This is a genomic window from Vibrio sp. La 4.2.2, assembly GCF_027586995.1.
GTDB classification, from domain to species: domain Bacteria; phylum Pseudomonadota; class Gammaproteobacteria; order Enterobacterales; family Vibrionaceae; genus Vibrio; species Vibrio mediterranei.
The window spans coordinates 1-19,514 of the sequence record NZ_JAPPTJ010000008.1; the positions used below are offsets into that span (position 1 = coordinate 1).

The window sequence follows — 19,514 nt, forward strand, 5'->3', positions numbered from 1 at the left end:
ATTTGATTGCTTCCTTTTTCAAGGAAATCGACTTCCGGTTGATTTCAACCCTAGACTAGGCACTCCTGCCGAAAGACTGGGACTTTTACATTTCTCAAAAGATAGCTTCACACGCAGAACATTACCCTAGAGTAAGTGCTCTTTCCCTACCACCATATCGATATCCACAAGGCTTTTGATATTCCTTTTAATATGAGCCTACTGTTATCCTCCTAGTGCACCGTTGTGCTGAAGACAATAAGCTAAAAGATAGTAAATAAGAGATGACTCTATGTCATTGCCTGTCACACCGGTTATTAGACTGAGTAGTCTTGTGGTCGCTTCGAGTAGCATGCAATGCAGATGATAAAGCACGCGTTACAGAAGTTTTTACTAGTACCTACTCTACAAGCCGTTTAGCTAGAAAACCCATCCTTAGGGATAAGCTAACAGAGCAAGTAAATAAGGCTATCGTCATAAGAATACGGTGTAATTACATCTACAAAGATAGCGAATACGTCTATATAGCTGATGAGGATATGACGTTTATTGTTGTTCCTCTTGACCCTGTGCTTCTGCGCTATGGTACGAGTTTTCACAACTTCAAAGATAGTGTCGGACAGAGTATTACAGACATTATCCTTTCTGAGCTTGATTCTGATGTCCGCAATATCGCTCGGGTTCTGGGTGTGATCGGCATATCGATGAGCAGATCAATCTACTTGCATTGAATGCCGCTACGAGACTGCTTGTGCCGGGTAACAAGGTAGAAGCTTTGTTGTTGCTGCTGAAGTCAGAAATATTGTTTGCCGGACTCAACAAAGCATAAAAGAGATTCTAGAAATGATGGGTAATCTTCAGTCAGGCTCACAACATGCCATTCGAAGTATTAATAGTTACGCGTAGACTAGGAAACGAAGATTGTAGAGTTACAAAATGCCTCAGCTGCTTTGCAAGAAGTCGTTGCTCCGTTTAGAGGCTATTGCCTTCAAATCGCGATAGCGACAACAGAACAAACGGAGGTGAGTGACGATACCTATCAACATGATTGAACAAAGTGGCAGTGAACTTCGCTCGGCTTTAGAAGAAACAGAGCAAGTCACTCGTTCATTAAATCAACTGTCGTTAGAGCTGTACCACAAAGTAGCTCGCTTTGAGGTTCAGTAATCAAGGTTTTTCTCTTTGTACTAGGGGACAAAATCTTAACTTATTTGGTGCTGGGAAAGTTAATGAGCCTAGTTTATCTATATTCATTAATAGAGCCGAACGACTGCTAGGGCTTGTTTTTGAGCGCCAAATGAATAAAAACAGAACGCTAAGTATAGAAAAGCACCAAACGATATTTTTTTTGCAATTTAGTGTTGACGTACAGGACGAAAAACCGTTTAATACACCTCGTTGCCCGGATAGCTCAGTCGGTAGAGCAGAGGATTGAAAATCCTCGTGTCGGTGGTTCGATTCCGCCTCCGGGCACCACAATTTAGATTGTTGGTGCTGTTAACAGTAGTACGAGCAATAACAAATAAAGTGTCGCCGACTTAGCTCAGTAGGTAGAGCAACTGACTTGTAATCAGTAGGTCACCAGTTCGATTCCGGTAGTCGGCACCATTTATTACGTAAAGTAATTCCCCCTTAGTTCAGTTGGTAGAACGGCGGACTGTTAATCCGTATGTCGCAGGTTCGAGTCCCGCAGGGGGAGCCACTTTTAAAAGTAAGCAAAAGCTTGCTTTAAGTGCCGACTTAGCTCAGTAGGTAGAGCAACTGACTTGTAATCAGTAGGTCACCAGTTCGATTCCGGTAGTCGGCACCACTTTATTGCGAAAAGCAATTCCCCCTTAGTTCAGTTGGTAGAACGGCGGACTGTTAATCCGTATGTCGCAGGTTCGAGTCCCGCAGGGGGAGCCACATTATAAAGGCTGCATCTTACGATGCAGCCTTTTTTGTTATCTTGAGTTTGCCTTCCCTCTCCTGAACTGTAAAAAAGACCGTATTGCAGTAATACAGTCTTTTCGAAGTGTTTTCTCACGCTGGTTAGAGCCTGTGATTAGCTCATATCAATCTTAATATCGCTAAGGTTTGATGAGCTGTTATTGTCGTTACTTTGCAGCTTTAGCATTAATCTGAGATCATTTCGCGAATCAGCACTGTGCAAAGCGTCCTCTTGATTTATCTTGCCAGCTGAAACCAAATCAAATAAGGCCTGATCAAAGGTTTGCATTCCGGCTTCTTTACCTTTCGCAATTGCAGCTTTGATTTCATGTAAATCACCTTTACGGATGAGTTCGGAAATGCGAGGACTATTTAGGAGAACCTCGAAAACGCCGTGACGGCCTTGTCCATTCTTATCTCGAATGAGTTGTTGTCCTACGATGCCTTTTAAATTCGAAGATAAGTCAAAGAGGAACTGCTCCCGTCTATCTTTCGGTTTAAGGTGTAGTATTCGCTCTAAAGCTTGGCTAGCATTATTCGCATGCAATGTTGCGATACAAAGGTGCCCAGTTTCAGCAAACGACATGGCGTATTCCATCGTTTCCCTAGAACGTATCTCACCAATTAAAATCATATCAGGAGCTTGTCGAAGTGAATTTTTAAGAGCAACTTCATAGCTTTCAGTATCCAGCCCAACCTCACGCTGTGTCACGATACATTTTGCGTGCTCATGAACGAATTCGATGGGATCTTCGACGGTAAGAATATGACCACTGCGGTGCTGATTTCGATAACCTGTCATCGCTGCCATAGTGGTAGATTTACCAGAACCAGTAGCTCCTACCACTAAGACTAAACCGCGTTTAGCTATTGCAAGATCTTGCAATACTTCTGGCAACGAAAGCTGCTCGAAGGTCGGTATCTGAGTTTCAATTCTTCGGATGACCGCACCAGGCAATTCTCGCTGGTAGAATGCACTTACTCTAAAACGGCCGTATGGCTTCACTATCGCAAAATTAGCTTCTTTTGTTGTCTGATACTCCGAGTACTTAGAACGCTCCATAACGCTGCTTAAAAGCGCTTGAATCGCCTCTGTAGTGAGCTTGTCATCTTTTGCTTGCAGTTCGCCATCTACGCGATATAACAGTGGCGCATCGACTGTTAAGTAAAGATCAGAGGCTTTTTCGTCAAGCATGTGATTTAGAATGGTATCAATGTTGTGCATTATCTCGTCCTATTGAAACATTGAACCATGTTGTTCAATCTTCTTATTCAGTTCTTCTAGTTCAACCAATCCTTGAGACAATAACCGTTTAGAGTGCTGTTCCATGGTCTGCATACCACTTGCCGCACCTGTTTGGATAATTGAGTACATCTGAGCTACTTTATCTTCTCGAATTAGGTTTCTGATAGCGGGTGTCGCTAGCATAATTTCATGACAAGCAATGCGCCCTCCTCCCACGCGCTTTAACAGAGTTTGTGCGATAACAGCTCGTAACGATTCTGAGAGCATAGAGCGAACCATTTCTTTGTCTTGGCCTGGAAATACATCAATAATTCGGTCAATGGTTTTGGCTGCAGAGCTCGTGTGCAGAGTGCCAAACACTAAGTGGCCCGTTTCGGCTGCGGTAAGAGCTAAGCTAATGGTCTCTTGATCTCGAAGCTCACCAACTAAAATGATGTCCGGGTCTTCACGCAGTGCAGAGCGGAGTGCAGCTTTAAAACTGTGGGTGTCGCGATGAACTTCTCGCTGGTTAACCAAACATTTTTTATTCTGATGAACAAACTCAATAGGATCCTCAATGGTCAGAATATGTTTGTTTTGATGTTGGTTAATGTGGTCGACCATGGCAGCTAGTGTCGTTGATTTACCCGAACCAGTCGGCCCTGTCACTAATACCAAACCGCGTTCTAAACTGGCTATCTCAGAAAATTTGTCGGGTGCGTCTATTTGCGCCAGTGTTGGAACTTCATTGGGGATGGTACGAAAAACGGCGGAGCAGCCTCGAGATTGATTAAACGCATTGACACGAAAACGACCGATATCGGGCACATCAAACGAAAAATCGATTTCGAGATGCTCTTCGTATTCGCTGCGCTGTTTATCATTCATAATGTCAAAAACTAATTTATGGACCTCAGAATGCTCAAGAGCAGGGATACCAAGCTTTCTTACTTCACCATCAATACGTACCATAGGTGGGACACCAGCAGAAAGGTGTAGATCTGAAGCGTTATGCTTTACACTAAAGTCTAGTAACTCGGTGATATCCATTCATTTTCCTTATAATTTGTAAGCTATGACTAGTATTCAACAAAATATCGAACTAATCACCTCCCAAATTGCACAGGCTGAGCAAAAGTGCGGGAGAGCGCAAGGTGATGTGCAATTGCTCGCGGTCAGTAAAACTAAGCCTATTGAGGCAATTTTAGACGCATGTCAGGCAGGTCAACGTCGTTTTGGCGAAAACTATGTTCAAGAAGGCGTTTCTAAAGTTGTTCATTTCAATGAACAACATGGTGATATAGATATTGAATGGCACTTTATTGGACCTATTCAGTCGAATAAAACACGACCAGTCGCAGAGCACTTTGACTGGGTTCATACTGTAGATCGTGCCAAAATCGCCCAACGACTTAATGATCAGCGCCCTCAAGGTATGAAGCCTATTCAAGTACTGATTCAGGTGAACACTAGCAGTGAAGCAAGTAAGTCTGGTGTCGATAGCGAGCAAGTTTTAGAGCTTGCCCAATTGATTTCCTCATTACCAAACCTCACGTTAAGAGGAGTAATGTCAATTCCAGAGAATGTTAGTGACTATCAATCTCAGCTCATTGCTTTTAAAGCACTGGCAGAGGTCAAAAACTTGCTGGCAGAAAAGCACCCTCAAGTCGATACGCTATCGATGGGTATGAGTGGTGATATGGAAGCGGCGATAGAAGCTGGAAGTACCATAGTTCGAATTGGAACAGCTATCTTTGGTGCGAGAGATTACAGCAACAAAGCGTAACACATAAGAGAGTGACGCAAAGTACCTCTAATTTAGGATAGGGTTAATGGAACAAAGAAAGATCGCATTCATTGGCGCGGGCAATATGACTCGCTCCATCGTCGCGGGATTGGTGGCCAGTGGCTACCGTCCAGATTGTATTACTGCGACAAATCCTAGCGAAGCAAAGTTAGTTGCTTTGCAGCAGGCTTATGATATTCAAGTGACGACGAACAATACTGAGGCAGCACAACAAGCCGATGTGATTGTGATGGCTGTGAAACCTCAATTAATGGAACAAGTGGCTAAACCACTTCAGTCGATTGATTTTCAGGGCAAACTGGTCATTTCAATTGCGGCCGGAATCTCAATAGAGCGTCTGCAACAAATGTTTGCCAGCCCACTAAATCTGATTCGAGTAATGCCGAATACACCTTCTTTACTAGGTGAGGGTATGAGTGGTCTATTTGCTTCCCCAATAACACCCGTTAGTGATAAAACCTATGCAGGTGAGCTGATGCAGGCTGTTGGTAAAGTTTGTTGGGTTGAGCAAGAATCCGGCATCAATGACATTATCGCTGCCGCTGGTAGTGCTCCGGCGTATTTCTTCCTCTTCATGGAAGCGATTCAGCAACAAGCGATAGCAAGTGGCTTTGATGGAGACACCGCTCGCCTGTTGGTGCAACAAACCGCATTAGGCGCAGCTAAAATGGTTAATGAGAATCCAGATACTGATTTAGCTACCCTGCGCCAACAGGTCACCTCTAAAGGAGGGACAACGGCAGAAGCGGTTCGTACGCTTGAGGAAAATGATATTCGAGGCATTGTTGCTAAAGCGATGCAATCGGCCGTGACCCGTGCTGAAGAAATGGAAAAACTGTTTTAATCCCAACAATGATAACTCGTAAGGGCTAGTTATGAATTCAATGAGTTTCTTGGTTTCGACCTTGTTTGATCTCTACATTATGGTCGTGATTTTGCGCATTTGGCTACAGGCAGCACGCGCAGACTTCTACAACCCGTTTTCACAGTTTATTGTGAAAGCAACCCAACCTGTAGTAGCGCCACTAAGACGAATGATTCCGTCTATTGGCGCTATTGATATGGCGACGTTACTGTTTGCTTACGTTCTTTGTGTTGGTAAATACGTGGCTTTGGTACTGATAGCTTCTGGTGGCAACTTTAGCTTCGGTGCTGACTTCTTGTTCCTAGGTTTGCTTTCTCTGATTAAAGCTGCGGGTGGCTTGTTGTTCTGGGTACTATTAATTCGTGCAATCTTAAGCTGGGTCAGTCAAGGGCGTAGTCCGATCGAGTATGTCTTCCATCAATTGACAGAGCCTATGTTGGCACCAATTCGCCGAATCATTCCAGCGATGGGTGGGTTTGATTTGAGTGTGTTAGTGCTATTTATTGTGCTGCAGTTTGCTAATTTCCTAATGGGCGATCTTATTGGTCCAATTTGGTATCGACTTTAATGTCAGCCGTAAAACAGGATGGAGAAGACCTCATTCTTCGTATTTATGTTCAACCTAAAGCCAGTCGAGACAAGCTGGTGGGAGAGCATGGTGAAGAATTTAAGGTGGCGATTACTGCTCCTCCTGTTGATGGAAAGGCCAATGCGCATTTGAGCAAGTACCTTGCTAAACAATTTAAAGTCGCAAAGGGACAAGTGTTGATTGAGAAAGGTGAGCTTGGAAGGCACAAACAACTTCGAATAGTGTCACCTGCACTGATTCCCAAGGAATTTATGGCCCTCTTATGAGGGCTTTTTTAAAGGAGAAGAACAATGAAAAAGTGGTTATTGTTGATTTCGGCATTGATGGTGACTGGGTTAGCTCAAGCGGAACAGTTCAAAACAATCAAGGATGCAGAAGTGCATTATGTGGTGTTTAACTCGACGTTTATGACGCCACAAGTGGCGCGTAGCTATGGTTTGAAGCGTAATGAGTTTGTTGCAACGGTGAATATCAGTGTCCTTGACCGTTCAAGTGCGGGCAAGCCCGCCATGCCAGTATCGATAAAAGGCAATGCTAAAAACCTGATTGGCCAAACCAAAACGCTCGAGTTTAAAGAAATTAAGGAAGGAGATGCGATATACTACTTGGCTCAATTTCCTATCGTGAACGAAGAGCAATACCAATTCACGATTGATATTGATGCTGGAAACAAAGGTCGCGGTCCTATTACCTTTAGTCAGAAACTGTATGTAGAACCTTAAGGTTCCAGTAAATACCAACGCTTAAGCTTACTAACTCGAGAGAACCCCATGAGCAAAAAAATCGTACTTGCAACCGGCAATCAAGGCAAAGTGAAAGAGATGGCTGATTTGCTGTCTGATTTTGGTTTTGAAGTCCATGCCCAAAGTGAATTCAATGTCTCAGAAGTGGCTGAAACCGGTACGACATTCATCGAGAATGCCATCATTAAGGCCAGACATGCCGCTCAAGAAACAGGACTAGCTGCGATTGCAGATGACTCTGGGTTAGAAGTTGATTACTTAAAAGGCGCACCGGGGATCTACTCTGCTCGTTACTCTGGAGAAGGAGCGACGGACAAGCGTAACCTAGATAAAGTACTAGAAGAGTTGAAAGGGGTTCCTGAAGCACAGAGGACAGCACGGTTTCATTGCGTGTTGGTATTAATGCGTCATGCCGCTGATCCTACGCCGATCGTTTGTCATGGAAAATGGGAAGGTCGTATTCTAACGGAGCCAAGTGGTGACAATGGTTTTGGTTATGATCCTATTTTCTTTGTGCCTGAAGACAACTGTGCGTCTGCTGACCTAGAACCTGCACGTAAAAAACAGCTGTCACACCGCGGTAAAGCGTTAAAGGAGCTTTTCGCAACGATTAAGGCGCAAGGTCTTTAACATGGAGCAAACACCTGTGCTGGTACCGCCGCCGTTGAGTCTCTATATCCATATTCCTTGGTGTGTTCAAAAATGTCCATACTGCGACTTTAACTCGCATGCCCAAAAGGGAGATATTCCCCAACAAGCATACATAACGGCATTACTTGAGGATTTAGATACTGATATTCGCCAATACGGATTGGCTTCAGATTCTCGCCCGCTGCACTCAATTTTCATTGGTGGTGGTACTCCAAGTTTAATCGCTCCAGAATACATTAAGCGGTTGCTTGATGGAGTAAGGGAACGTATTCCATTTCGTGATGACATAGAAATCACTATGGAGGCCAATCCAGGAACGATCGAAGCTGCACGATTTGAGCAGTACCGAGTCGTAGGCGTCACACGCATCTCTATCGGTGTGCAGAGCTTTCAGCAAACCAAACTTGAGCGCTTAGGACGAATTCATGGTGAAAGTGAAGCGGTCAATGCAGCAAAGCTGGCTCATGAAATTGGCTTAAACAGCTTTAACTTGGATCTTATGCATGGATTACCAGATCAATCTATTGATGACGCATTAAGTGACCTTAAGCAGGCGATTGAATTGGCGCCACCGCATCTTTCGTGGTACCAACTCACAATTGAGCCGAATACCTTGTTCTACTCTAAACCACCTACGTTGCCAGGTGATGATGATCTTTGGGATATCTTCGAGCAAGGACATCAAATGCTGGTGGAGGCAGGTTATCAGCAGTATGAGATTTCGGGCTATAGCAAGCCAGACTTTCAATGTCAGCATAACTTAAACTACTGGCGTTTTGGCGATTACCTAGGTATTGGCTGCGGTGCCCATGGTAAGTTGAGTTTTGCCGATGGTCGTATTGTTCGAACGACTAAAGTGAAGCACCCACGCGGCTATCTCAATATGTTAAAGCCATACCTAGATGCTCAAACCGAAGTGGCTCCGGAAGAGCGTCCATTTGAGTTCTTCATGAACCGTTTCAGGTTGTTGGAAGCATGTCCGCGAGTTGAATTTACAGAGCGGACAGGTTTGTCTGAAAGAGATATCGAAGACAAGGTAACTTGGGCTAAACAAAAAGGCTACATCAGTGAGACCTCGAAAGAGTGGCAGATCACCGATAAAGGTCGTTTGTTTTTAAATGATTTACTTGAAGGCTTTATGTAAAAAGGGAGGCGAAATGCCTCCCTTTTCAATTAAAATATAGAACGTCCAATTCGCTCCGAAAGCATCTCCAACGCTCTCGTCCCAGCGAGAGAGTTACCAGATTTATCCAGTTCTGGAGACCAAACCGCGATAGTCATTTCACCCGGAACAATCGCAATAATACCACCGCCCACACCTGACTTACCTGGCATGCCGACACGGTAAGCAAACTCTCCGGCGCCATCATAGAGGCCGCATGTCGCCAATAACGCATTGATCTGCTTGGTTTGTGTCGGTGTGATGATCTGCTTCTTAGTATTTACGGATTGCCCTTGATTGGCTAAATAACTAAAGGTTTTGGCAAGATCAACACAGCTCATCTTTAAAGCGCAGGCATGGAAATAGTTATTGAGAACAGGAATAACATCGTTATTAAAGTTACCAAACGAGCGCATTAGATAAGCGATAGCTGCATTGCGGTCACTGTGCATCATTTCTGAAGCTGCCACGATCTTATCGTAGACAATATGGTTGTCACCTGAAAGTGTTCTAACAAACTCCAATAGACGCTGCCTAGGCGCCGATAAGCGACTTTGCAGTAGGTCGGCTACCACAATCGCGCCAGCGTTAATAAACGGATTTCTCGGTATTCCTTGTTCCATCTCAAGCTGGATTAGTGAGTTAAAAGCTTGCCCTGAGGGTTCCTTGCCGACTCGCTGCCAGATTTCCTCTGGTTTATACAGCATCATTGCCAAAGTTAGGCTCAGTGCTTTGGAAATTGATTGTATAGAAAAGGACTCTTCGGCGTCTCCAGCGGTAATCACTTCACCTTCGTTGGTGTACACTGCTATGCCTAGTTTGTTGTTAGGTACTTTTGCAAGAGCAGGGATGTAGTCCGCGACTTTTCCTTGTCCAATCAGTGGTTTTACTTCACTGAGGATAGTAGAAAGAATCTGTTTAGTTGGTTTCATATTTGTTGTTCTCCCAACGTAAGCGCCAAAAAAAGCCAACGGGAGGTTGGCTTTTCAGGATTAGAATTCGATTAGCAATCGAAACTTAAGCTGTGCGGCGATATTTGATATCCCAAACACCATGACCAAGTCTGTGACCGCGAGCTTCAAACTTTGTTAAAGGACGATCATCTGGACGTGGTACAAAGTCACCATCAGTAGCAATATTCTCATAGCCAGGTGCTTGGTTCATTACCTCGACCATATGCTCGGCATAGTTTTCCCAGTCTGTAGCCATGTGGAATACGCCTGTTTCTGGAATAAGCTTAGTTCTTACCATTTCAGCAAAATCTAACTGCACAATACGACGTTTGTGGTGACGCTTTTTATGCCATGGGTCAGGGAAGAACAACTGCATTGTACTTAGGCTGCTGTCCGGAATCATGTTGGCAAAGACTTCAACCGCATCGTGACACATAACACGCAGGTTAGTAATACCAGCATCGCGCGCTGATGATAGACATGCACCTACGCCTGGGCTGTGTACTTCAATGCCAATAAAGTTCTTTTCTGGTGCGTTCTTTGCCATTTCGACCAAAGAAGCGCCCATGCCGAAACCAACTTCAAGAACAACAGGGTTATTGTTACCAAATACCTGTTCCCAGTTGAGTAGTGACTCTTGGTAATCAATACCCATTGTAGGCCAGCACTCTTCCATCGCCGATTCTTGGCCTTTGGTTAGGCGTCCTTCACGACGAACAAAACTGCGAACTTTGCGAATCAGTTTGCCATCTTCTGTGTATTCGTTAGTAGTCACTTCACTCATTGGTTTAGCCTGTTCATTCAATAATCAGAGCGGGAATTATCCAAAGAATTTGCTCGCAAGCAAGCATTATCGGATCAGAATTTCACGCAGTTTTACTTCTGTTACTAAGTGTGGTGCAATTTCTAGCAAATTATAAGAGAGATGAGAGTAATTGTGACGCCTTTTGCACGCTCAATATTAGATTGGTATGAGAAATACGGTCGCAAAGAGCTACCGTGGCAACAACAAAAGACCGCTTATAAGGTTTGGTTGTCGGAAATCATGCTACAACAGACACAAGTGACCACTGTCATTCCATACTATGAAAGGTTTTTGGAGCACTTCCCCACAGTAGAGTCTTTGGCTAAAGCGCCACAAGATGAAGTGTTACACTTGTGGACGGGGTTGGGATATTACGCCCGAGCACGCAACCTTCATAAGGCCGCTCAAGTTGTTGTCGAACAGCATGGAGGTGAATTTCCTTTGTCACTCGAAGCAATGAATGCATTACCAGGAGTGGGGCGTTCGACCGCAGCTGCTGTTTTATCATCAGTTCATAAACTTCCTCATGCAATTCTCGATGGTAATGTAAAACGAACACTTGCTCGTAGCTTTGCTGTTGAAGGGTGGCCTGGGCAGAAAAAAGTAGAAAACCAGCTGTGGCAAATCGCTGAGCAGCACACTCCCGCGGAAGATACGGATAAGTACAATCAAGCAATGATGGACATGGGGGCAATGGTTTGTACCAGAAGTCGACCAAAATGCACATTGTGCCCCGTAGAAAGCTTCTGTGTTGCTAATAAGCAGGGGAATCCTCTTGATTACCCGGGGAAGAAACCTAAGAAAACCAAACCTGAAAAAGAGACTTGGTTTGTAATTTTAAAACACCAAGATGAACTCTGGCTGGCTCAAAGGCCTCAAACGGGGATTTGGGGTGGTTTGTTTTGCTTCCCTGAGAGTCCTAGCGCGGATATTGATGAGGTGTTGGAGCAATATGGTATCCAACAGCGAAATATCCAATCCAGAGAGGTTGAAATCGCTTTTCGACATACATTCAGCCATTATCACCTCGATATAACGCCAATCGTCGTGACGCTTAACCAGCTTCCAACAATGGTGATGGAAGAGTCGAAAGGTCTTTGGTATAACATAACTAATCCAGAAAAGGTTGGATTAGCGGCACCAGTTAAGTCGCTAATTGAAACCTTACAACGACATTAATTGAGGATAACAATATGAGCCGTATGGTTTTTTGTGCTCACCTACAGAAAGATGCTGAAGGTCTCGACTTCCAATTGTACCCAGGTGAATTGGGTAAACGTATCTTCGATAACATTTCGAAAGAAGCATGGGCTTTATGGCAGTCTAAGCAGACCATGCTGATCAATGAGAAGAAACTCAACATGATGGATCCCGAGCATCGTAAGTTGATTGAAACTGAAATGGTGAACTTCTTATTTGAAGGAAAGGATGTCGTCATCGACGGCTACACGCCGCCGTCAGAGTAATCTACAAGGAATAAATCAAACACCACCTTTTGGGTGGTGTTTTTAATGTTGTCTATGAAGAAGTTAATCTACTTTCTGGTTCCCCTATTGCTGGTGGGCTGTAGTCGCGAATTTATCGAGAAGATATATGATGTTAACTACGAGCCAACCAACCGCTTTGCTAAGAACTTAGCCGAACTCCCAGGCCAATATGTAAAAGACACAAAGGCGTTGGACGCGCTGATCAACAGCTTTAACGGTAATATCCAGAAGCGCTGGGGTAGTCGCGAAGTTAAGGTTGCTGGTAAAAGTAATTATGTGAAATACATTGATAACTACTTGAGCCGCGCCGAAGTTAACTTTAGTAAAGGTCTTATCACGATTGAAACCGTGTCTCCAACCGAGCCGGAGAAGCACCTTAAGGCCGCTATTGTGACAACGCTTTTGACGCCTGATGATCCATCAAGCGTTGACTTGTTCTCGTCTAAGGCCATTAAGTTAGAAGGTCAGCCATTCCTTTATAACCAGGTTGTCGACCAAGAGAAAAAACCAATCCAATGGACATGGCGTGCTAACCGTTTTGCCGATTATCTCATTGCGAATAAGTTAAAGACCAAAAACGTAGATTTCAAGAAGGCATACTACGTTGAGATCCCTATGGTAGCGGATCACTTTAAACAGCGTAGTTACCAGTATGCAGATATCGTACGCCGGGCTTCTAAGCGCTATGACATCCCAGAAGATCTTATCTACGCGATTATAAAAACAGAAAGTAGCTTTAACCCTTATGCGGTTAGCTGGGCTAATGCCTATGGTTTGATGCAGGTGGTGCCAAAGACTGCGGGTCGAGATGTGTTTAATCTTGTCAAAAACAAACCGGGAGAACCGACGCCAGAGTATTTGTTCAACCCTGAACAGAATATTGATACTGGGACGGCGTACTTCTACATTCTAAAAAATCGCTACTTGAAAGATGTTAGGCATCCACTGTCGTTGGAGTACAGTATGATTTCCGCATATAACGGCGGGACGGGAGGAGTGCTGAAAACATTCCATAGTGACAGAAAGCGAGCGATGAACGACCTCAATTCGTTGCAACCGAATCAAGTTTATTGGGCGTTGACTAAAAAACACCCGAATGCTGAAGCGCGACGTTATTTGGAGAAAGTAACTAAATTCAAAAAAGATTTTAATGCTGGAAAAGGCTAATTTGTCCCGATCTGCGCAAAACGAATACGATTCGATGAAAAATGCAGCGCTTGAACGCTTTTTTGAAGTTTTTTTCAAAAAAGCGTTGACGGGAGACCGGAAAATCCGTTTAATAGCGCTCCGTTGCCCGGATAGCTCAGTCGGTAGAGCAGAGGATTGAAAATCCTCGTGTCGGTGGTTCGATTCCGCCTCCGGGCACCACAATTTGATATTGTTGGTGTTGATATAAATTAGCACGAGCAACGCAAAATAAAGTGTCGCCGACTTAGCTCAGTAGGTAGAGCAACTGACTTGTAATCAGTAGGTCACCAGTTCGATTCCGGTAGTCGGCACCATTTATTTGCCTCGATAGCTCAGTCGGTAGAGCAGAGGATTGAAAATCCTCGTGTCGGTGGTTCGATTCCGCCTCGAGGCACCATTATTTGGTGCTTAAGCAAATAGTGGTCTTAATGACCAGTGCTTACACAAATAATTCCCCCTTAGTTCAGTTGGTAGAACGGCGGACTGTTAATCCGTATGTCGCAGGTTCGAGTCCCGCAGGGGGAGCCACTTTAAAAAAGACCGCATCGAAAGATGCGGTCTTTTTGCATTTACGCTCCTAAGCTTTGCAAGCTTGATGTCGCTGACCTAAGCAGCCCCGTTGTAGCTACGAGTGCATGGTCAGTGGAGCCACTTATAAATAGGCCGTATCGTAAGATACGGCCTATTTTGCTTTTGATGTGTTTTAGTATTACTACTTCATTACTACATTCATAAAAAAGCCCCACCGATAAGGTGAGGCTCTTGGTAGATATTAAAAACTCACTATTCTTGATGGGCGTTGGTTTGCTCTTGAGCCGCTTTCTTTGCCGCCATTTCCTTCTCTGCAAGCTTCGCTTTTTCAATCATAGGCGTAATGGTGGAGCCTTGGATAAGAATAGAGAAAACCACCACAGAGTAGGTCATTACAAGAATTATCTCTTTAACGTCGATAAGTTTGTCTTCGATAACCCAAATTCCTGATGGAATAGAGAGTGCCATTGCTAAAGCAAGACCGCCGCGTAGGCCTCCCCACGTTAAAATTCGAACTGACCAAGGGTTATAAGTGCGATAGCGTTTAAAGCCTACATAGGCCAGTGCGACACTTAAATAGCGTGCACCAAGAACCAGAGGAATAGAGAAGGCCATCAAAATCCAGTCTTCTTGATGGAATTGGAACAGCAGCATCGACATACCAATAAGTAAGAACAGTACGCCATTTAAAAACTCATCAACAAGCTCCCAGAAGTGGTCTAGGTGGTCTTCTGTTTCTTTGGAGAAGCCGATATAACGAGTCCAGTTACCGATCATAATGCCTGACACCACCATCGACAACGGGCCTGAAACATGAAGCACTTCTGCAAAAGCATAGCCGGCTGTTGGGATACCTATGGTAAGTAGTAGTTCCATAGAGTGGTCGTCGGTCGAGCTAATTAGGTAGTGGAATACTAAACCTAAAACAAAGCCATATAAGATACCACCCAGAGCTTCTTGTAAGAACAGCATAGTCACGCTGCCGACAGTTGGTGTCTCACTGCCAAAAGCGATCGTAAAGAGAGTGACGAAGATAACCAGACCGAAACCATCGTTAAACAGTGACTCACCTTCAACCTGCGTTGAAACGCGTTCAGGCGCTTTGAGCTTTTTGACGATTGCCAATACTGCGATAGGGTCCGTTGGAGAGATAAGAGCACCAAATAGCAAGCAGTAGATGAGATCAAACTGAATGCCAATGACATTACAAAATCCATACAGCACAAAACCGATGAAGAAGGTCGAGAATAGTGTGGCACCGAGTGCGAGAACGGTGATTTCCCATTTCTGATCTTTTAAGTGAGGCAATTTAATACCCAAACCACCTGCAAAGAGTAAGAAACCAAGGATCCCTTGTAGAAGGAAGTCTTCAAAATCAATATCAGCTACGGTCTCTGTGGCAATCTCAGTAAGTTGAAACCAATCGTTTTGGCCAGCAATCAAGATGAGCAGCGACAGCATCATTGCACCAGCTGTGATGGCTATCGTAGTCTGCATTTTTCCTATCTTGCTGTTTACAAAGGCAATTAACATTGCCGCTGCCGACAAAAAACATAAAGTCTGATAAACGGACATCACTCCACCTAGTTTGTAAAAAAATGTTAATGGGATTTTGTGCTTCTCTTGCAGGAATATCAATCACTATTTTTGAATTCATTCCTCTTGTTTATAGATTAGAGCTTAATGAGGTAACTTGCGGATTTTTCTCATAACCGAAATGAAATTGTAGTCAGTGGATAGAATATAGAAGCGCTTGTGTCAGTCCTTTTAGTTAGATAACGTGGAAGATAATAAAACTAGAAAGATTTTTAGACGTCTAGATTTCTAAAAAATCTATGATACGATGACGGCATAAGCAAGGAATGAGGCAGTATCGTGGGAAGTAACGTAAGACAACAAATAGAGAGTCAGCTAAGGCAACGAATTCTACTGATTGATGGTGGTATGGGCACCATGATTCAGGGTTATAAGCTTGAGGAAGAAGATTACCGTGGTGAGCGCTTTGCTGATTGGCCGAGTGATCTGAAAGGTAACAATGACCTTTTAGTATTGACTCAGCCAGCACTTATTAAAGAGATTCATAGTGCTTATCTGGAAGCCGGCGCGGACATCTTAGAGACCAATACCTTTAACGCTACCACGATAGCAATGGCCGACTATGATATGGAATCGCTCAGCGAGGAAATTAACTACCAAGCGGCAAAGCTGGCTCGTGAAGCCGCAGATGAGTGGACGACTAAAACGCCAGACCGACCTCGCTATGTTGCTGGTGTACTTGGCCCAACCAACAGAACCTGTTCAATATCTCCCGATGTGAATGATCCTGGTTATCGTAATGTCACGTTTGATGAATTGGTAGAAGCGTACTCAGAATCAACACATGCACTGATCAAAGGTGGCTCAGACCTAATCCTTATCGAAACAATCTTCGATACACTCAATGCGAAGGCGTGTGCTTTTGCCGTCGAATCTGTGTTCGAAGAGCTTGGCTATGAGCTGCCAGTGATGATTTCGGGTACAATTACCGATGCATCCGGACGAACTCTTTCAGGTCAAACAACAGAAGCTTTCTATAACGCGTTACGTCACGTAAGACCGCTTTCCTTTGGCTTAAACTGCGCTTTAGGCCCTGATGAGCTTAGACAATATGTTGAAGAAATGTCGCGTATTGGCGAGAGCTTTGTTTCTGCTCACCCTAATGCAGGCTTACCTAACGCCTTTGGTGAATATGACTTGTCGCCAGAAGATATGGCAGAGCACATTGGTGAGTGGGCGCGCAGTGGCTTCCTAAACCTCGTTGGTGGCTGTTGTGGTACGACACCTGAGCATATTCGTCAAATGGCGAATGCCGTTGAAGGTGTCACTCCTCGTCCTCTACCAGAGCTACCTGTAGCTTGTCGACTATCAGGGTTAGAGCCACTGACGATTGAGAAAGACTCTTTATTTATTAACGTTGGTGAACGTACTAACGTAACTGGCTCTGCACGATTTAAGCGCCTTATTAAAGAAGAGCAATATGACGAAGCGTTAGAGGTTGCTCGTCAGCAAGTCGAAAACGGCGCGCAGATCATCGATATCAATATGGATGAAGGCATGCTTGATGCCGAGGCGTGCATGGTCCGTTTCTTAAACTTGTGTGCTTCTGAGCCTGAAATCTCCAAAGTACCAATCATGGTAGACTCATCAAAATGGGAAGTGATTGAAGCTGGCCTGAAGTGTATTCAAGGTAAAGGCATCGTTAACTCGATTTCCATGAAGGAAGGCAAAGAGAAATTTGTCGAGCAAGCGAAGTTAATCAGGCGCTATGGTGCTGCGGTTATCGTGATGGCGTTTGATGAAATTGGTCAAGCAGAGACTCGTGAGCGTAAGCTAGAAATTTGTACCAACGCCTACAATATTCTGGTCGATGAGGTTGGTTTCCCTCCTGAAGATATCATTTTTGACCCTAACATTTTCGCAGTGGCGACAGGTATAGAAGAGCACAACAACTACGCTGTGGATTTCATTGAAGCCGTTGCCGATATTAAACGTGACCTTCCACATGCCATGATTTCTGGTGGTGTGTCTAATGTCTCGTTCTCTTTCCGCGGTAACAACTATGTCCGCGAAGCCATTCATGCCGTGTTCCTTTATCACTGTTTTAAAAATGGTATGGACATGGGTATCGTAAATGCTGGTCAGCTTGAGATTTACGACAATGTGCCTGAGAAATTGCGTGAAGCGGTTGAAGATGTCGTACTTAACCGCCGTGATGATGGCACCGAAAGACTGCTTGATATTGCCGCTGAGTATGCCAATAAGGGAGTGGGCAAAGAGGAGGATGCCAGTGCACTTGAATGGCGCACTTGGCCGGTCTCAAAGCGTTTAGAGCATGCTTTGGTAAAAGGTATCACTGAGTTTATTGTTGAAGATACCGAAGAGGCGCGTGTTAATGCGTCTAAACCTCTGGAAGTCATTGAAGGGCCATTAATGGATGGCATGAACGTGGTGGGTGACCTGTTTGGTGAAGGCAAAATGTTCTTACCTCAGGTTGTAAAATCCGCTCGTGTTATGAAACAGGCGGTTGCCCATCTAGAACCGTTTATTAATGCAGAGAAACAAGCAGGTTCTTCAAATGGTAAGATCTTACTTGCGACAGTGAAAGGCGATGTTCACGACATTGGTAAGAACATCGTTGGTGTTGTATTGCAATGTAACAACTATGAAATCATTGATCTTGGCGTTATGGTGCCGTGCGAAACGATTCTTAAAGTCGCCAAAGAAGAGAATGTGGATATTATCGGTCTGTCCGGACTGATTACTCCATCTCTTGATGAGATGGTTCATGTAGCAAAAGAGATGGAGCGTCAAGGCTTCACATTGCCTCTGTTGATAGGCGGTGCTACTACATCCAAAGCGCACACGGCAGTGAAGATCGAACAGAACTACAGTGAACCTGTTGTTTACGTGAATAACGCATCTCGTGCGGTTGGTGTTTGTACTTCACTGTTATCTGAAGAGCTTAAACCAGCCTTCATTGAAAAGCTTGATATCGATTATGAACGCGTGCGCGATCAGCACAACCGTAAAAAGCCAAGAACTAAACCGGTGACGCTTGAAGAAGCTAGATCAAACAAGGTGGCTATCGATTGGCAAAACTACACGCCACCGACTCCAGCGAAGCCGGGCGTGCATGTATTCGAGAACTTTGAGGTCGCAACACTAAGAAATTATATCGATTGGACCCCGTTCTTTATGACTTGGTCGCTGGTGGGCAAGTATCCTGCGATACTAGAGCATGAAGAGGTAGGTGAAGAAGCGAAGCGATTGTTCCACGATGCCAATGAATTGTTAGACCGAGTTGAACGTGAAGGCTTGCTAAAAGCAAGTGGCATGTGTGCCTTATTCCCTGCGGCATCTGTCGGAGATGATATTGAAGTATACACTGATGAAACTCGCACCCAAGTTCGCAAAGTACTGCATAACTTGCGTCAGCAAACTGAAAAGCCTAAAGGGTTCAACTACTGTCTTTCTGATTATGTAGCACCAAAAGAAAGTGGTAAGCAAGATTGGATTGGTGCGTTTGCGGTAACCGGTGGTATTGGTGAGCGTGAACTGGCTGACGAGTACAAAGCTCAAGGTGACGATTACAATGCGATCATGATCCAAGCGGTTGCTGATCGTTTGGCAGAAGCGTTTGCAGAATACATGCATGAGAAAGTTCGTAAAGAGATCTGGGGATACTCAGCAGATGAAGCCCTGTCTAATGACGACCTGATTCGTGAAAAGTACCAAGGTATCCGACCAGCCCCTGGTTACCCAGCCTGTCCAGAGCATACGGAAAAAGGTGCGTTGTGGGAGTTACTCGAGGTCGAGCAAACTATCGGTATGTCACTGACTTCTAGCTATGCGATGTGGCCTGGAGCTTCTGTGTCCGGATGGTATTTCTCACACCCTGATTCTCGATACTTTGCAATTGCACAGATTCAACAAGATCAGGTAGACAGCTATGCTGATCGTAAAGGTTGGGATCAAACGGAAGCTGAGAAGTGGTTAGGGCCTAATATCAACTAGGTTGTTCCATTTGGAAGTAGAGAAAACGGCACCTTTTGGTGCCGTTT

Annotated in this window: 17 protein-coding genes, 9 tRNA genes and 1 pseudogene; 22 read left to right on the forward strand and 5 right to left on the reverse strand. The window is 44.5% G+C overall.

The window, feature by feature from the left end; translation table 11 throughout:
* Positions 1-311 precede the first annotated feature (311 nt).
* The 7 genes and pseudogenes from OH456_RS18110 to OH456_RS18140 all read left to right on the forward strand — a co-directional run.
* Positions 312-620 (forward strand): annotated as a pseudogene (locus tag OH456_RS18110) (cache domain-containing protein); the annotation flags it as partial.
* A gap of 385 nt (positions 621-1,005) precedes the next feature.
* On the forward strand, positions 1,006-1,146 hold the full coding sequence (locus OH456_RS18115) for a hypothetical protein (RefSeq protein ID WP_270034011.1): 141 nt from the start codon (positions 1,006-1,008) through the stop codon (positions 1,144-1,146).
* Between the two features lie 233 nt (positions 1,147-1,379).
* Positions 1,380-1,455, forward strand: a tRNA-Phe gene (locus OH456_RS18120).
* 56 nt (positions 1,456-1,511) lie between these two features.
* A tRNA-Thr gene (locus OH456_RS18125) sits at positions 1,512-1,587 on the forward strand.
* A gap of 18 nt (positions 1,588-1,605) precedes the next feature.
* Positions 1,606-1,681 (forward strand) — tRNA-Asn (locus OH456_RS18130).
* 32 nt (positions 1,682-1,713) lie between these two features.
* Positions 1,714-1,789: transfer RNA gene (locus OH456_RS18135), tRNA-Thr, on the forward strand.
* A 19-nt stretch (positions 1,790-1,808) separates the two neighbouring features.
* Positions 1,809-1,884: transfer RNA gene (locus tag OH456_RS18140), tRNA-Asn, on the forward strand.
* A gap of 139 nt (positions 1,885-2,023) precedes the next feature.
* Here the strand turns inward: OH456_RS18140 and OH456_RS18145 are convergent.
* Positions 2,024-3,133: a PilT/PilU family type 4a pilus ATPase gene (locus tag OH456_RS18145; protein ID WP_270034012.1), complete on the reverse strand. Its 1,110-nt coding sequence runs from the start codon at positions 3,131-3,133 to the stop codon at positions 2,024-2,026.
* 9 nt (positions 3,134-3,142) lie between these two features.
* A complete protein-coding gene (locus OH456_RS18150; protein ID WP_270034013.1) occupies positions 3,143-4,183 on the reverse strand; it encodes a type IV pilus twitching motility protein PilT in 1,041 nt (346 codons plus the stop codon).
* A gap of 25 nt (positions 4,184-4,208) precedes the next feature.
* On the opposite strand from OH456_RS18150, the gene OH456_RS18155 reads away from it, so the two are divergent.
* From OH456_RS18155 to hemW, 7 genes are read left to right on the forward strand one after another with little or no spacing between them, the layout of a single operon-like run.
* Positions 4,209-4,919: a YggS family pyridoxal phosphate-dependent enzyme gene (locus tag OH456_RS18155; protein ID WP_062459982.1), complete on the forward strand. Its 711-nt coding sequence runs from the start codon at positions 4,209-4,211 to the stop codon at positions 4,917-4,919.
* A gap of 46 nt (positions 4,920-4,965) precedes the next feature.
* Entirely contained in the window at positions 4,966-5,784 is an 819-nt protein-coding gene (gene proC, locus OH456_RS18160) for a pyrroline-5-carboxylate reductase (protein ID WP_006075532.1), read from the forward strand.
* 31 nt (positions 5,785-5,815) lie between these two features.
* Complete coding sequence (locus OH456_RS18165) at positions 5,816-6,373, forward strand: YggT family protein (RefSeq protein WP_006075533.1); 558 nt, start codon at positions 5,816-5,818, stop codon at positions 6,371-6,373.
* On the forward strand, positions 6,373-6,660 hold the full coding sequence (gene yggU, locus OH456_RS18170) for a DUF167 family protein YggU (protein ID WP_006075534.1): 288 nt from the start codon (positions 6,373-6,375) through the stop codon (positions 6,658-6,660). Before OH456_RS18165 ends, yggU begins: the two co-directional genes overlap by 1 nt.
* Before the next feature lie 24 nt (positions 6,661-6,684).
* Complete coding sequence (locus OH456_RS18175) at positions 6,685-7,116, forward strand: DUF4426 domain-containing protein (RefSeq protein ID WP_062459978.1); 432 nt, start codon at positions 6,685-6,687, stop codon at positions 7,114-7,116.
* A gap of 48 nt (positions 7,117-7,164) precedes the next feature.
* Positions 7,165-7,767, forward strand: a complete 603-nt coding sequence (locus OH456_RS18180) for an XTP/dITP diphosphatase (protein WP_006075536.1) — start codon at positions 7,165-7,167, stop codon at positions 7,765-7,767.
* A gap of 16 nt (positions 7,768-7,783) precedes the next feature.
* Positions 7,784-8,932: a radical SAM family heme chaperone HemW gene (gene hemW / locus OH456_RS18185; protein ID WP_270034056.1), complete on the forward strand. Its 1,149-nt coding sequence runs from the start codon at positions 7,784-7,786 to the stop codon at positions 8,930-8,932.
* 29 nt (positions 8,933-8,961) lie between these two features.
* Here hemW and glsB read toward each other — a convergent pair whose 3' ends face one another.
* Together glsB and trmB are read right to left on the reverse strand one after the other, a co-directional pair.
* The gene (glsB, locus tag OH456_RS18190; protein ID WP_270034014.1) at positions 8,962-9,882 is read right to left on the reverse strand and encodes a glutaminase B; all 921 of its coding nucleotides are present in this window, start codon (positions 9,880-9,882) and stop codon (positions 8,962-8,964) included.
* A gap of 85 nt (positions 9,883-9,967) precedes the next feature.
* Positions 9,968-10,687, reverse strand: coding sequence for a tRNA (guanosine(46)-N7)-methyltransferase TrmB (gene trmB / locus OH456_RS18195; protein ID WP_006075540.1), 720 nt, complete (start codon positions 10,685-10,687; stop codon positions 9,968-9,970).
* A 141-nt stretch (positions 10,688-10,828) separates the two neighbouring features.
* Here trmB and mutY point away from each other — a divergent pair, with 141 nt between their 5' ends.
* The 7 genes from mutY to OH456_RS18230 all read left to right on the forward strand — a co-directional run bounded on the left by mutY (position 10,829) and on the right by OH456_RS18230 (position 13,911).
* Complete coding sequence (gene mutY, locus OH456_RS18200) at positions 10,829-11,887, forward strand: A/G-specific adenine glycosylase (RefSeq protein WP_216613724.1); 1,059 nt, start codon at positions 10,829-10,831, stop codon at positions 11,885-11,887.
* 14 nt (positions 11,888-11,901) lie between these two features.
* Entirely contained in the window at positions 11,902-12,174 is a 273-nt protein-coding gene (locus OH456_RS18205; protein ID WP_038224304.1) for an oxidative damage protection protein, read from the forward strand.
* 54 nt (positions 12,175-12,228) lie between these two features.
* Positions 12,229-13,362: a membrane-bound lytic murein transglycosylase MltC gene (gene mltC, locus OH456_RS18210; protein ID WP_038224375.1), complete on the forward strand. Its 1,134-nt coding sequence runs from the start codon at positions 12,229-12,231 to the stop codon at positions 13,360-13,362.
* Positions 13,363-13,487: 125 nt separating this feature from the next.
* A tRNA-Phe gene (locus tag OH456_RS18215) sits at positions 13,488-13,563 on the forward strand.
* 58 nt (positions 13,564-13,621) lie between these two features.
* Positions 13,622-13,697 (forward strand) — tRNA-Thr (locus OH456_RS18220).
* Positions 13,698-13,704: 7 nt separating this feature from the next.
* Positions 13,705-13,780, forward strand: a tRNA-Phe gene (locus tag OH456_RS18225).
* A gap of 55 nt (positions 13,781-13,835) precedes the next feature.
* Positions 13,836-13,911, forward strand: a tRNA-Asn gene (locus OH456_RS18230).
* A 255-nt stretch (positions 13,912-14,166) separates the two neighbouring features.
* On the opposite strand, the gene OH456_RS18235 is transcribed toward OH456_RS18230, so the two are convergent.
* Complete coding sequence (locus OH456_RS18235) at positions 14,167-15,489, reverse strand: cation:proton antiporter (RefSeq protein WP_240207103.1); 1,323 nt, start codon at positions 15,487-15,489, stop codon at positions 14,167-14,169.
* Positions 15,490-15,789: 300 nt separating this feature from the next.
* On the opposite strand from OH456_RS18235, the gene metH reads away from it, so the two are divergent.
* Entirely contained in the window at positions 15,790-19,467 is a 3,678-nt protein-coding gene (gene metH, locus OH456_RS18240; RefSeq protein ID WP_270034015.1) for a methionine synthase, read from the forward strand.
* The last annotated feature ends 47 nt before the right edge of the window (positions 19,468-19,514 follow it).

What these genes read in the sequence shown, in the direction of transcription:
- mutY (WP_216613724.1), top strand. Translation starts at nt 10,829, where the DNA reads ATGAGAGTAATTGTGACGCCTTTTGCACGCTCAATATTAGATTGGTAT.
- mltC (WP_038224375.1), top strand. Translation starts at nt 12,229, where the DNA reads ATGAAGAAGTTAATCTACTTTCTGGTTCCCCTATTGCTGGTGGGCTGT.
- OH456_RS18175 (WP_062459978.1), top strand. Translation starts at nt 6,685, where the DNA reads ATGAAAAAGTGGTTATTGTTGATTTCGGCATTGATGGTGACTGGGTTA.
- OH456_RS18145 (WP_270034012.1), bottom strand. Translation starts at nt 3,133, where the DNA reads ATGCACAACATTGATACCATTCTAAATCACATGCTTGACGAAAAAGCC.
- OH456_RS18235 (WP_240207103.1), bottom strand. Translation starts at nt 15,489, where the DNA reads ATGTCCGTTTATCAGACTTTATGTTTTTTGTCGGCAGCGGCAATGTTA.
- OH456_RS18205 (WP_038224304.1), top strand. Translation starts at nt 11,902, where the DNA reads ATGAGCCGTATGGTTTTTTGTGCTCACCTACAGAAAGATGCTGAAGGT.
- glsB (WP_270034014.1), bottom strand. Translation starts at nt 9,882, where the DNA reads ATGAAACCAACTAAACAGATTCTTTCTACTATCCTCAGTGAAGTAAAA.
- OH456_RS18165 (WP_006075533.1), top strand. Translation starts at nt 5,816, where the DNA reads ATGAATTCAATGAGTTTCTTGGTTTCGACCTTGTTTGATCTCTACATT.
- proC (WP_006075532.1), top strand. Translation starts at nt 4,966, where the DNA reads ATGGAACAAAGAAAGATCGCATTCATTGGCGCGGGCAATATGACTCGC.
- OH456_RS18180 (WP_006075536.1), top strand. Translation starts at nt 7,165, where the DNA reads ATGAGCAAAAAAATCGTACTTGCAACCGGCAATCAAGGCAAAGTGAAA.
- OH456_RS18155 (WP_062459982.1), top strand. Translation starts at nt 4,209, where the DNA reads ATGACTAGTATTCAACAAAATATCGAACTAATCACCTCCCAAATTGCA.
- yggU (WP_006075534.1), top strand. Translation starts at nt 6,373, where the DNA reads ATGTCAGCCGTAAAACAGGATGGAGAAGACCTCATTCTTCGTATTTAT.
- trmB (WP_006075540.1), bottom strand. Translation starts at nt 10,687, where the DNA reads ATGAGTGAAGTGACTACTAACGAATACACAGAAGATGGCAAACTGATT.
- OH456_RS18150 (WP_270034013.1), bottom strand. Translation starts at nt 4,183, where the DNA reads ATGGATATCACCGAGTTACTAGACTTTAGTGTAAAGCATAACGCTTCA.